Source organism: Nocardia callitridis (assembly GCF_039543305.1).
GTDB classification, from domain to species: Bacteria; Actinomycetota; Actinomycetes; order Mycobacteriales; family Mycobacteriaceae; genus Nocardia; species Nocardia callitridis.
Genome location: NZ_BAABJM010000006.1, coordinates 310,895 through 323,247, shown reverse-complemented (window position 1 = coordinate 323,247; position 12,353 = coordinate 310,895). Strand labels below are relative to the sequence as shown.

Here is a 12,353-nt window from a genome sequence, read left to right as displayed (position 1 = left end):
TCGACCCGGCGTGATCCGAGGGTTTCGATGACCAACCACGCCGCCACCCGATCACCCACCACAGATCCGCCGGGTGCCGACGAATCCTCTTTCAGCGCAGCGGATCTGCTGTTGGCGGCGCAAGAAGCCGAGGCCGAAGCCGAAGCCAGCGAGGCAACGGCGGCCGCGGCGCGCGCTCGAGCCCGCGCCGCCCGGCTGCGACGACAAGCCACAGCCACGAACACCCGACAGTCCGACGACGATGATCGTCACGCCGACTCACCTCCCACCGACTCCGACCCACCGTCAGCGGACACCGCCGCCGCGAATAACACGTCCGGCACCACCGGGAACACGCTCGAGCCGAAAGCCACCACAGCGCCCCCATCGAACGCCCCGCCGAAGCAGGACACCGGCGACGCGTCACCAGAACCGTTGCCCGCCAAGGACAGTTCCTCGTCGTCGGTCGAGGCCCCACTGCCCGACACTACGGTGCCGCCGGTCGAGGGCGACCCATCCCCGCCCGCGGCGGACACCACCGACACGGCACCGGAGCTACTGTCGGACAGCTCAGACAGACACCCCGCCACGGCAGCCGACTCGCGCGAGCCGGGCGTCACCGCCCTGCGGCAAGCCGACACACACGCACCTCGCCCCGGCACGGAGACAGACGCGGCACTGGAGCCGAGCACCGAGCGCGACCAGCCCGCGTCGCCGGAGGACACAACGACCGGGAAACCGCGCGCGCCCCAACGGCGCTTGGCCACCCTGCCTCGCCCGGGCCGCAGGGCCGTCGCCTTCCTCGCCGCCGCGGTGCTGATCTGCGCGGCACTCGGCGCGAGCGGGTTCATGCTCTGGCAGCACCACGCAACCACCGCCGACCAGCAGCGCACCGCCGAGTTCAGCGCCGCGGCCCGCCAAGGCGCGGTCACCCTCACCTCGCTCGACTTCAATCACGCCAAGGACGACGTGCAGCGCATCATCGACAACTCCACAGGCGAATTCCGCGACGACTTCCAAAGCAGGGCCGAGGATTTCACGAAGGTGATCGAGCAGTCGAAGGTCGCCACCGAAGGCAAGGCCGACGTCGCCGCGGTCGAATCGATGACCCAGGATTCCGCCGTGGTGCTCGTCGCCGCGACCTCGCAGGTCACCAATGCCGCAGGGGCGCAACAGGAACCGCGCGCGTGGCGGTTGAGCATGACGGTCACCAGAGACGCCGGGCAACTCAAGATGTCGAAAGTCGAGTTCGTGCCGTGAAAACAGAGAATGCGACGACGACCGAGACAGCGTCGGTCGCGCAGGACAAGCCGACCGCGGGCCGGGCCACGGCCGTCGACGATGCCGCGACACAGCCGAAGTCCACCGACGCACCGAGCACCGTCGCCGACGGGCCGGCGGCGCCCGGCGAAGCCGACGGCGATTCCGCCAGCCGAACGAGCAAGGGCGCCATGCGGCGCGCGGCACAGATGTTGCGGCACAACGTCGTCCCGGTCGCGATCAGTGTGCTCGTCATCGCCTCGGTGGCGCTGGCGCTCACCCTCTATTTCGTCCAGTACCGTCCCGACAGCCGCACCGACGACGCGGCCCGCCAGGCGGCGATCAAGGCGGCAACCGACGGCACCGTTTCGATCCTGTCCTACTCCCCCGATACGCTCGACCGCGACTTCGATTCCGCCAAAACACATCTCACCGGCGACTTCCTCACCTATTACGCCCAGTTCACCCAGCAGGTCGTCGCTCCAGCCGCCAAGGACAAGGCGGTGAAGACCACCGCGAATGTAGTGCGCTCCGCGATCTCGGACCTGAACGAAAACTCGGCGGTCGTGCTGGTCTTCATCAACCAGACCACCACCAGTTCGGAGAAACCCGACCCCACCATGGCGGCGAGCCGGGTCCAGGTGTCGCTCACCAAAGTCGAGGACAACTGGCGCATCTCGTCCTTCGACCCGGTATAGGCGCCCCGACCACGCTGGCCGCGCAACGCCACCGTGCACCGTCCCCGTTGTGACCCCGCCGGTGCGCCTCCGGGTGTACACACGAGTGCATGGACGTCAGAGCATCGACCCATCCCGCCGTCACCGGGGCGGTTCGCGCGCTCTCGCGGCTGAACGCACGCCATCCGTGGAATCACAACGACCACTTCCACGGATGGATCATGCGCCGCCTGCCGCGCGAACGCGGGCGCGCGCTGGACGTCGGGTGCGGTCGCGGCCGGCTGTTACTCGGCCTCGCTTCGAGATTCGCCGCCGTCGAAGGCACTGATCGAGACGCGGACGTGCGCGCGGGCGCCCGAGAGCGTTGCCGCGACCGCGCCAACGTCGCCGTCGCCAACCGCCAACTCGCCGAACTCGACGGCGAATACGACCTGATCACCATGGTCGCCGTGCTGCACCATCTCGACGCCGACGAGGCGATCACACAGGTCGAGCGACTGCTCGCGCCGGGAGGTCGCTTTCTGGTCGTCGGGCTCGCACCGCCGACCACCCGCCGCGACGTCGCATGGGATCTCGCCTCCGCGCTGACCAACCCGCTCATCGGCCTGATCAAACACCCGCGCTCAACCGGGCAGGGCACCATGGCCGCGGCGCAGGTGCCGATCAAAGACCCGCGGATCCCCCTCGCCACCCTGCGCGAGAGCTTCGCCGCCCGCATGCCGGGGGCCCGCATTCGGCACCGTCTGGCCTTCCGTTACACCGCCGAATGGACCAAACCCCTCGAATCGACCTGCGGCGCTTGATCCACGCGCCGACCCGACAACGCGTTCACGCGACTCGTCGTCGGCTTCGTTACCGCATGGCCCCCAAGGGACAACCACCCCGACCTGGTCGCACATCTGCCACCGAGCCGGGTGCTCCGTCGGTACCCGCGACCGGTGTATTTCCCGAAGCCCAGCGCCGACGATCCCGAGGCAGGGCCGAGCGCGACGAACAGCCTCGGCAGCCAGCCGACGATGGCGTTGAGCATGTCACCGACTGGATTGGCCCGAAGGCGCCGAAGCGACCGCGACACCGACCACAACTGGCGGTTGTTCGAAGCGCGGCAAGCCCGTTGACCAGCCACCGCGGCGCTCGGCGCTCAGTGCGGGATCATGTCCCGCCAGGTGCCGGGGTCTCCCGGCGAGACCAGATCGCTCTGCTGGAACAACTGGCCATCCGGCGTGAGGTACCTGCCGGTCTTCGGGTCGTAACCGGCGGTCGCCACCGAAGGTCCCTGCGGCTGCTCGTCCCGGTAGGCACTCGGCGTCGCCTCCCGGCCTGGCAACGGCGGTCCCGACCCGTCACCGGGAATCGGCCGGACATCCGGTGCGATGCCCTGCGATTCGAGGTTCGGGTCGCGCGGGTACGGCCCGACCACGGGCTGTTCCGTGGCGACCGGCTGCTCGGATTCCTGCTCGTTGTTGCACACCTCCGCCGTCGCGGCCCGCTTGCCGGGATCGTTCATACACGGGTAGTTGCGTGCGCCGCGCACCGCGACCGGAGAGTCTTGCGGCAGTTTGCAATACAGGCCGTCGGGGGTGTCGATGGTGGTGGTATCCGACGGCGGTCGCCACTCGGTGGGCGGCAGGAAGCCGACGGTGCACGCCGGCGGATCGGAGGTCCCGCTCATCCGGAACGCGCCGAGGCCGAGTCCGGAGGAATTCTTGGTCGGTTGATACGCGGTGGTGCTGGCGACGATCGGGGGTAACAATACCAAAACCTGTTCCAGCCCAGCGTGATACGTGACACCGAGCTGTCCGATGGTGGTCAGATTCGCCAGCAGTACCGGCAGCGTCAGCTTCACCTGATCGAGGATCTGCTCCGACTCCCGTGCCATCTGCGGCCCGTCGCGTAGGACCGTGCGCAGCTGCGGATCATTGGTCACCAACTGCCCGGTGATCCCCGCCATGCTGCGCGACCAGAGATCGATCGCGTCGGTGCTGCGGACCTGAGAATCCAACAGCGGCACCGAATCCTCGGTCAGCGTCTTCGCCGTGTCGCCAAGGCCGTTCATGTCCGCGGCCAGGGTCGAGGCCGAGTTCATCAACGAGTCCAGATCGGTGCGAGTCCCGTTGACACCCTTGTACATCTCGTCCAACAACTCGTGCAGCTTGTCCTGCGGAATGGTGTTCACCAGCGCACTCAGCTTGTCGAGCATCGGACCCACCGGCTGCGGCAGCACGGTATCGCGCGCGTCGATCACCGAGCCGTTGTGCAGGTAGGGCGGCGAATCGGTGCGCGGCAGCAATTCCACGTACTGCTCGCCGACCGCGGATACGCTGCGCACCTGCGCCTGTAGATCCGACGGGATACGGAAGCCGTTGTCGATCGAAAGCTCCACGCGTACATCTTCTTTGCGCAGATCCACGGCGGTCACCTTGCCGACCTGCGCGCCACGATAGGTGACATTGCCGAACCGATACAGCCCGCCCGCGGCAGGCAGTTCGACGGTGACCTGCATGGTCCCGACACCGAGCAGCGTCGGCACGCTCATGTACACCACCGCCATCACCACGACACCGATGACCGACAGGATCCCGAAGATCACCAGCTGCGCCCGGACGAAACGCGAGAGAATCATCGTGGGCCTCCGTTCTCCGGCGGCGCCAAGGGTGCGCCGAGCGGATCATTGGTCTGCTGCCCATAGCCGGGGTCGCCCACCGCCGCCTGCACCACGGCAGTCGGATCACCGAAAGGCGTGCCCAGCAACATGTCTCGTTGCAGGCGCGGCACGGTGAGGTCGACGGTCGCGAACAGGTTCAGGTAGTCGCCACGAATGGCGTAGTCGATGGCGTGCTGGCCGTAGGGGAAGACGGTGGCATACCCGAGCGCCTTGTCGATATCCGGACCCACGTCGGCGAGCGCGCTGATGGTCGGCTCCAGGTTGCGCAGATTCGTCACCAGATCGTCCTGCACATCGTTGACGACCGCGTTGGCGGTATCGCTGAAGGTACCCAGCTTCTGTAATGCGGTAGTGATATTCGGACGCTCGCGAATCAGCACATCGAGCGCGGGTGGCAGCTTGGCGAGCGCCTCGGTCACCACGTCGCGCTGCCCGGCGAAGGTCCCCGACAATCGATTCAAGCCCTGGATCGTCGCGACGATATTGTCGCGCTGCGCATCCAACGTGCCGACAAAGGTATCCAATTGGTCGAGCAGATCGCGCACATCGCCCTGGCGACCGTCGAACGCCGAGTTCAGGTTCCCGATGATCTCCCCCAGCTGACCGAGACCACCGCCGTTGAGCACCACCGACAGCGAGGCGAGGGTCTGTTCGGTCGACGGGTAGGTCGACGACTTGTTCAACGCCACCGTCGCATCGGGCGCCAACTGTCCCGCCGGCGCGGCCCCCGGCGGCGGATTCAACGCCACGTGACTGGAGCCGAGCAAGCTGGTCTGCCCGACCGTGGCCACCACGTTCGCGGGGATCACCACGCCCTGCCGCACCGAAACGTCCACCCGGGCGTGCCACCCGTCGACCGCGATCGCACTGACGCTGCCAACGGTGATGTCATCGATCATGACCGGCGAATTCTGCACCAGCGTACCGACATCCGCCATTTCCAGGTGATAGGTGGTCGCATCGGCGCCACGGCCCGTCGCACCGGGCAACGGCAACGAGTTCACGCCGTGCCACCCACCGCATCCGGTGGCGGCGAGCAAGGCGCACGTACACAACAGCACCACCCTGCGACAGGTGCGTGCGAGACGACGGTCGGTCATGACGGCGGCCTTCCCCAGGGAGACAGGAGGTCTGGAAGTGTCAGTGGGGGCGGCGGCGACGCGGCGGCCGTGTCGCCGACCGCGGTGGGAACCAGGTCGGGCTCGGTGTAGTGCAGGTTTTCCGGCCGCGGTGCCGGGCCGAGCACCGGATTCACCGGCACGGGAAGATAATTGAAGTTCAGCAGACCCAACACCGGCCCGAGGTAGTCGACGCATTTCTTCGCCGATTCCGCCGAGGTCGCGTTCTCGATGCTGCCGATGCCCGCGCAGACGAACTGCAAGGGATTGGAGAAGTTGTTCAATACGAATACCCCGGCGGCCTCGCCGATATTCGGGTCGTAGATATTGACGAAGTTCGCCAGACTGCTCGGCACCGCGTGCAGCAGCTGTTCGAGTTCCTTCTTGTGGTCGACCAGATTCTGGGTCACGTTGCCCAAGCGCCGCACCTGTTCGCTGGCCCTGTCCCGATTCTCGGACACAAATCGGGTGACGTCACCGATCGCCACGGAGAGGTCACGCAACGCGGCGTCCAGATCCGATTTCCCGTCGTCCAGCACGCTCGTCAGCGTCGCGAGTCGATTCTCGAACTGCACGATCTGAGTGTTGCTGTCGCGCAGGGTGGTGACGAAGGTCTGCAAATTCTTGATGATGTCGACGATGTTCCCGCTGCCGTCGGCCAGGATCCGCCCGACCCCGGACAGCTCCGTCACCATGGTCCTGAGCTTGTCTCCGTTGTCGCCCATGGCGTCGGCGGCACTGTCGATGAAGCGGCCGGTGGCACTGCTGGACAGATCGCCGTCGGGGCCCAGCTCGGCGGAAAGACGCGTCAATTGCGTCTTCACCTCATCCCATTCGACCGGCACCGCCGTGCGCTCGAGCGGGATCACCGCACCGTCGGCCATGGTCGGGCCACTCGTCCGATAGGCGGGGGTGAGCTGCACGTAGCGCGCCGCGATCAAGCTCTGCGAGACGATCACCGCCTCGGCCTGCGCCGGGATCGACACCCCGTGGTCGACCGCCAACTCCATCTCCACCGACGTGCCGTGCGGTCGCACCGAGGCGATCCTGCCCACCTTCACCCCGGACACCCGAACGTCGTCGCCCGCGTAGATCGCGGTGGCGCTGGTGAAGATCGCGGTGATCTTCCTGGGGCCGAACAACTCCCGTTGCCCCACATAGGCGGCACCCACCAGCAACACCACCGCGAGCGCGGCACCGACGATCCCGATAACCCTGCTTCGTTTCATCGCGGCGGCTCCAGGTGCGGTATCGGGAACTGGCTGGGCGGTTGCACGCCGAAAGCGGCGTCGATGAACGGTTGCAGGTCGTGCCCGTCGATGAGATTGGCGACGAAAGCGTTGTAGAACGGTCCGCCGGAGACCGCTTCACCCTGGGTGAGTGTCACCTTCTCCAGACCCGGAATCGCCTTCGCGATATTGTCGCGATTCTTCTCCAGCATCGCCGCCACCGAATTCAACCGGTCCAGCGTCGGCGCGAGTTCGGCTTCGTTGTCGGCGACCAGCCCCGAGAGCTGTTGGGCTACCGCCGACGTATTGGCGAGCAGGTCGACGATCGCCTGCCGTCGCTCGGCAAGCACCTGGAGCAGCGAGTTCGCGTTGAGGATCAGGGAATTCACCTGATCGCTGCGCTGCGCGAGAATGCCCGTGACGTCCTTGGTCGAATCGAGCAGCGAACGCAGTGCGTCGTTTCGGCTGTTGAGCGATTTCGACAGGTTCGCCAAGCCGTCGAAGGTCGGACCCAATTGCGGTGCGATCCGATCCAGCGTGGTCGACAACATGTCCAGCGACTGATTGACGGCGGTCGTGTCCATACCCGCCGCGTTGGATGCGAGTTCGCCTACCGCGTCGGTGAGCGAATACGGCGAGGAGGTCCGGGTGGTCGGGATGACGTCGAGCGGACGCAATGTGCCCGAGCCCTCGGAGACGACCGTGAGGATGCGCTTGCCCAACAGTGAACCGGTCTTGATGTGGACGGTAGTCGCCGCACCGAGCCGGACCTTGTTGTCGATCGCGAAGGTCACCGCCGCGTCCCCTTCGCGCAACGAAACCTTCGCCACCGTCCCGATTTTCACGCCGGACAAGATCACCTCGTCGCCGGGAACCAGGCCACCGGCTTCGGTGAAGATCGCTTCGTAGCGCACCGGCCTGCTGAGGGTGAGGAACTTCTCCGACTGCAAACCCACCAGGATGGCGCACACGATCAGGACAATCCCGACAAGCCCCGGCCGGACCAGATGACGACCGCGATAACGAAGCATCAGTACGCGCACCTTCCCGTTTCCTGCTTGATCCACGGCAGCACGACGACCTCACCGGAGGGGTCGCTGAGCCGAACGGTGATCCCGCAGATGAAGTATTGGATGAAATTGCCGTAGGAACCGGTGCGGGTCATCTTGCGGAAGTTCTCCGGCGCCTTGCCCAATGCCGCGTCCAAGGAGGCCTTGTCGTCGTCGACCAGCGGCGCGAGCCTGGCGAGCTGATCCACCGTGCCCGCCAGCGGGGGCCTGGCCTGGGTCAGCAGGTCGGCGACCGACGCGGTCCCCTTGTCGAGCGCGTCGATGGCGGTGCCGATCGGATCGCGATCACCGGCCAACTGGCTGACGAGTTGCTCCAGGCGATCGATCGAGTCGGAGAAATTTCCGCCGTCCTTGGCCAGGGTGTCCATGACCGTATTCAGATTGTCGATCAATTGCTGAACGACGACATTGTTGTCGGCCAACGCGGAGGAGAACGACGAGGTCTTCGACAACAGCGAATTCACCGTGTCCTCTTTGCCCTGCATAATTTGCAGCAGCGACCAGGTGAGTCCGTTGACATCCTTCGGATTCAGACCTTGCACAACGGGTTTCAGGCCGCCGAGCAATAAGTCGATATCCAGCGCCGGTGCGGTGTGTTCCACCGGAATCTGGGCGCCCTTGGCCAAGATTTGGGTCGAACCGGGGCCTTCGGCCAATTGCAGGTAGCGGTCGCCGGTGAGGTTGAGGTACCGCACAGCGGCCGTGGTACCACTGGTCAAGACCACCCCGCGATCGGCCTTGAAGGTGACGCTCACCCGGTGATCGTCTTGCAGCGATACCGATTTCACGGTGCCGACCTCGACTCCGGCGACCCGAACGGTGTCACCCGATTCCAACCCGGACGAGTCGGTGAATATCGCCGAATAGTCGCTGGCGGCGCCTGTGCGATACTGCCCGAATACGAGCAGCAGCATTCCCGACAGCACCACCATCACGGCCGCGAATGCCCCGAATTTCAGCAAGGGCGCGTTACGTGGACTCATCGTGGCCCACCCAACCCCGGCAGGGCGATCTCGGGTAACGGAATGCCCGGCAGGGTAATGCCGGGCAGGCCCGGCAATTGCAGCTGCGGCCCCTCGGGCGGCGCGGCAGCGGGCGCGGGGACGGGCGCGGGCATCGGCGCACCCACCAGCGGACCGAGCAGTGCTTGACCGAGACTGCCGGTATTGAGCGCGAGATCCTGATTCGTTCGCTCACCGGGATTCACGCCGATGTCGGCGACGACCAACGGCGGATGTTCGTTGAATCCCACCGGGAAAACGGCGTCGCACTGCGGGCCACCCTTGGCCGCCACCTTCGGCAGGTTCTTCGGATAGGTGTACGCGGGATTGCCGAAAATGAAGCTCGCCGACAATGCGACACCGGGAATGTCCTTGGGCACCACCGAATTCAGATACGCGAAACCGGTCAGCGAACAGTTCAGTGCCTGCCGGTACTCGTTGGTCAGATCGGTGGTCGGCACCATCAGCCGTAGCGAACTCGCCAACGCGTCGTGGTTGTCGCCGAGCACCTGGTTGCCGGTGTCGCCGAGCCCGATGAGGCTGATCAGCATGGCGTCGAGGTTCTGCTGTTCGTCGACGACCGTCGCACTCACCTTGCCCGCGTTGCCCGCGGTATCGAGCAGGTTCTGCGCGTTGTCGGCGTAGGAGTTCACCACCGGCGGCGCCATGGTCATGTCCGCCTCCAGTGCTGGCAGCGCCGGTCGCATCTTCTTCAGGAACCCGTCGAGGTCGCTGAGCATCTGGCCGACCCGTTCGCCACGTCCGCTGGTGGCCGCGGCGATCGCCCCGAGGGTCTCGTTCAGTTTCTCCGGCTCGATGCGCGCGAGCACCTCGGTCAGCTGCTCGAACACCGTGTTGATCTCGACGGTGACGTGCTGGGAATCGAAAACCTGGCCAGCACGTAAGGATTCGGCCGACGGCTGCGCCGGCGGGAGGAACTGGATGAACTTGGCGCCGAACACCGTCGTCGAGGCGATGTCGACCACCACATTGTCCGGAATATCGGTCAGCTGATCGACATTCATCGCCAACTGGATCGCGGCCGTACCGTTCGCGCGCTCCTCGACCGAGGAGACCTTGCCGACCGTGACGCCGCGCATCTTCACCTTCGCGTCGGGATACATCACCAGTCCCGCGCGCGGTGAGAGCACCGTGACCCGCACCGTGTCGGCGAAGCCGCCGCGAAACATCGTCACCGCGAACGCGACGATGACGATCGCCAAGCCGATGGTCGCCAACCCGGCCAGCGGTCGGCCGTAGGGACGCAGGACCGTCGCGGTCCTGCCCAGTGTTTTCCGCAGCATCGCCACCTACCCGGACAGGTTGAAGTTGCCGTTGGAGCCGTAGACGGCCAACGAGACCAGCAAGGTCACCGACACGACCGCGATCAGCGACGTGCGCACCGCATTACCCACCGCGATGCCGACGCCGGAGGGCCCGCCGCTGGCGAAGAATCCGAAGTAGGTGTGGATCAACAGAATCGCCAGGGCCATCAAGATCGCCTGGGCGAACGACCACAGCAGGTCGATCGGATTGAGGAATGTCGAGAAGTAGTGGTCGTAGAGCCCGGCGGACTGTCCGAGCAAGATCACCGTGGTGAAGCGGCTGGCCACGAAGGAGGCGATCACCGCGAGCGCGTACAGCGGGACGATCGCGACCATCCCCGCCACGATGCGGGTACCGACCAAATAGGCGATCGGCTCGATGGCAATGGATTCCAGCGCGTCGATCTCCTCGTTGATCCGCATCGCACCCAGTTGCGCGGTCGCACCGGCGCCGAAGGTGGCCGCCAATCCGATCCCCGCGACGACAGGCGCTGAGATGCGTACGTTGATGAAGGCGGACAGGAAGCCGGTCAACGCTTCGATGCCGATGTCGCCCAGCGAGCTGTAGCCCTGCACCGCGAGGGTGCCGCCGGTGGCGAGGGTAAGGAAGCCGACGATCACGACGGTGCCGCCGAATACCGCCAAAGCGCCTGAACCCATACTGATTTCGGCGATCAGCCGGATGGTTTCGCGTTTATAGCGCCACGCCGCCATCGGCGCGCGATAGAGCGCCTTGCCGTAGAAGAGGGTGTGGTCGCCGATCCGGCCGAGCCCGACGATCGGCTTGTTCAACCGTCGGATCGCACGCGGGTACCTCGCGGTCAGTGTCATCGTCGCGCCTCCTAGCCAGCGGTCATTCGGATGCCGATCGCTGTGACGACGACATTGATCACGAACAACGACATGAACGCGTAGACGACGGTCTCGTTCACCGCGTTACCGACGGCTTTCGCGCCGCCGGAGACGATCAGCCCGCGATAGCAGGCGACCAGGCCCGCCACCAACCCGAACAGCAGCGCCTTGACCGAGGAGATGATCACCTCGCCGACACCGGTCAGCAGAGTGATGCCCGAGGCGAACGCGCCGGGGTTGACGTCCTGGACATAGACGGAGAAGAAGTAGCCCCCGAGCACGCCGATAATGCAGACCAGACTGTTGAGCAGCAGCGCGACCAGACCCGAGGCCAACATGCGCGGGGTGACCAGTCGTTGCACCGGGTCGATCCCGAGCACCTGCATGGCGTCGATCTCTTCCCTGATCGTGCGCGACCCCAGATCCGCGCACATCGCGGTGGCACCCGATCCGGCGACGATCAGCACCGTCACCATCGGACCGACCTGCGTCACCGCACCGAAGGCCGCGCCAGCCCCGCTGAGGTCGGCCGCGCCGAGCTCGCGCAGCAGAATATTGAGGGTGAAGCTCACCAGGACCGTGAACGGAATCGCCACCAGCAGTGTCGGCACCAGCGAGACCCGCGCGACGAACCAGGACTGTTCGAGGAACTCCCTACCCTGAAACGGCCGACGGAACGCGAATTTCACCGCGTCGGCGGACATCGCGAACAGTCCACCCACCGCTTCCAACGCCCCGGTGTAGTTGCGCGGGGCAAACTTTCGCGTCTTCTTCGGCACGGGGGCAACGGCGTCGTCGTCACCGTCCTGCTGCCAGGCCCGCACCTGCCCCGAGGCACGTACCTCGTTCCACCGAGGCAGCCGATTCCGCGTCATTGCCCCACCCCTTCGCCCACCGAACCGGCCGAAAAACCGCCCCGAACTGCGCGAATCTCCCGAGCGATCACCGCGCGTGCCGTCCCGATCACTGATGGCATCTTCGCTCCCACTCCAAGGAAATTACGTTCTCATCTAGAGCGAAGAGTACATGTCATTACAGAGAATCTGAATCCCAATCGGCAAACCTGTCCCAGACATGCCGCATCAAGAGACCCATCCAGGACACCGTGATTCGCGGCGGGCGAACCCCCGCCCCAACGCCGATGCGCCTACCCCCGATCGCCCTCCCGGACTACTTC

General features: G+C 65.7%; 11 protein-coding genes. 3 read left to right on the top strand and 8 right to left on the bottom strand.

Annotated features, from left to right (window positions below; translation table 11 throughout):
* Positions 1 to 456: 456 nt before the first annotated feature.
* From ABEA50_RS31060 to ABEA50_RS25870, 3 genes are all read left to right on the top strand, one after another.
* On the top strand, positions 457 to 1,239 hold the full coding sequence (locus ABEA50_RS31060; protein ID WP_425577717.1) for a hypothetical protein: 783 nt from the start codon (positions 457 to 459) through the stop codon (positions 1,237 to 1,239).
* Positions 1,236 to 1,937, top strand: a complete 702-nt coding sequence (locus ABEA50_RS25875) for a twin-arginine translocation pathway signal (RefSeq protein ID WP_345498649.1) — start codon at positions 1,236 to 1,238, stop codon at positions 1,935 to 1,937. The genes ABEA50_RS31060 and ABEA50_RS25875 overlap by 4 nt, the downstream gene beginning before the upstream one ends.
* 89 nt (positions 1,938 to 2,026) lie before the next feature.
* A complete protein-coding gene (locus ABEA50_RS25870; RefSeq protein WP_345498647.1) occupies positions 2,027 to 2,719 on the top strand; it encodes a class I SAM-dependent methyltransferase in 693 nt (230 codons plus the stop codon).
* Positions 2,720 to 3,057: 338 nt separating this feature from the next.
* Here the strand turns inward: ABEA50_RS25870 and ABEA50_RS25865 are convergent, their stop codons facing one another.
* From ABEA50_RS25865 to ABEA50_RS25830, 8 genes are read right to left on the bottom strand one after another with little or no spacing between them, the layout of a single operon-like run.
* Complete coding sequence (locus tag ABEA50_RS25865) at positions 3,058 to 4,536, bottom strand: MlaD family protein (RefSeq protein WP_345498793.1); 1,479 nt, start codon at positions 4,534 to 4,536, stop codon at positions 3,058 to 3,060.
* Positions 4,536 to 5,681, bottom strand: a complete 1,146-nt coding sequence (locus ABEA50_RS25860) for an MCE family protein (protein ID WP_345498645.1) — start codon at positions 5,679 to 5,681, stop codon at positions 4,536 to 4,538. Before ABEA50_RS25860 ends, ABEA50_RS25865 begins: the two co-directional genes overlap by 1 nt.
* Complete coding sequence (locus tag ABEA50_RS25855; protein WP_345498643.1) at positions 5,678 to 6,928, bottom strand: MCE family protein; 1,251 nt, start codon at positions 6,926 to 6,928, stop codon at positions 5,678 to 5,680. The genes ABEA50_RS25860 and ABEA50_RS25855 overlap by 4 nt, the downstream gene beginning before the upstream one ends.
* A complete protein-coding gene (locus ABEA50_RS25850) occupies positions 6,925 to 7,959 on the bottom strand; it encodes an MCE family protein (RefSeq protein WP_345498641.1) in 1,035 nt (344 codons plus the stop codon). Before ABEA50_RS25850 ends, ABEA50_RS25855 begins: the two co-directional genes overlap by 4 nt.
* Positions 7,959 to 8,981 (bottom strand): MCE family protein, encoded by a 1,023-nt coding sequence (locus ABEA50_RS25845; RefSeq protein ID WP_345498639.1) that lies wholly within the window; start codon positions 8,979 to 8,981, stop codon positions 7,959 to 7,961. Before ABEA50_RS25845 ends, ABEA50_RS25850 begins: the two co-directional genes overlap by 1 nt.
* Positions 8,978 to 10,303: an MCE family protein gene (locus ABEA50_RS25840; RefSeq protein WP_345498637.1), complete on the bottom strand. Its 1,326-nt coding sequence runs from the start codon at positions 10,301 to 10,303 to the stop codon at positions 8,978 to 8,980. The genes ABEA50_RS25845 and ABEA50_RS25840 overlap by 4 nt, the downstream gene beginning before the upstream one ends.
* A 6-nt stretch (positions 10,304 to 10,309) precedes the next feature.
* Positions 10,310 to 11,155: an MlaE family ABC transporter permease gene (locus ABEA50_RS25835; protein WP_345498635.1), complete on the bottom strand. Its 846-nt coding sequence runs from the start codon at positions 11,153 to 11,155 to the stop codon at positions 10,310 to 10,312.
* 11 nt (positions 11,156 to 11,166) lie between these two features.
* Positions 11,167 to 11,880: an MlaE family ABC transporter permease gene (locus tag ABEA50_RS25830; RefSeq protein ID WP_345498792.1), complete on the bottom strand. Its 714-nt coding sequence runs from the start codon at positions 11,878 to 11,880 to the stop codon at positions 11,167 to 11,169.
* Positions 11,881 to 12,353: the final 473 nt, after the last annotated feature.

What these genes read in the sequence shown, in the direction of transcription:
- ABEA50_RS25835 (WP_345498635.1), bottom strand. Translation starts at nt 11,155, where the DNA reads ATGACACTGACCGCGAGGTACCCGCGTGCGATCCGACGGTTGAACAAG.
- ABEA50_RS25855 (WP_345498643.1), bottom strand. Translation starts at nt 6,928, where the DNA reads ATGAAACGAAGCAGGGTTATCGGGATCGTCGGTGCCGCGCTCGCGGTG.
- ABEA50_RS25870 (WP_345498647.1), top strand. Translation starts at nt 2,027, where the DNA reads ATGGACGTCAGAGCATCGACCCATCCCGCCGTCACCGGGGCGGTTCGC.
- ABEA50_RS25840 (WP_345498637.1), bottom strand. Translation starts at nt 10,303, where the DNA reads ATGCTGCGGAAAACACTGGGCAGGACCGCGACGGTCCTGCGTCCCTAC.
- ABEA50_RS25850 (WP_345498641.1), bottom strand. Translation starts at nt 7,959, where the DNA reads ATGCTTCGTTATCGCGGTCGTCATCTGGTCCGGCCGGGGCTTGTCGGG.
- ABEA50_RS25845 (WP_345498639.1), bottom strand. Translation starts at nt 8,981, where the DNA reads ATGAGTCCACGTAACGCGCCCTTGCTGAAATTCGGGGCATTCGCGGCC.
- ABEA50_RS25860 (WP_345498645.1), bottom strand. Translation starts at nt 5,681, where the DNA reads ATGACCGACCGTCGTCTCGCACGCACCTGTCGCAGGGTGGTGCTGTTG.
- ABEA50_RS25830 (WP_345498792.1), bottom strand. Translation starts at nt 11,880, where the DNA reads ATGTCCGCCGACGCGGTGAAATTCGCGTTCCGTCGGCCGTTTCAGGGT.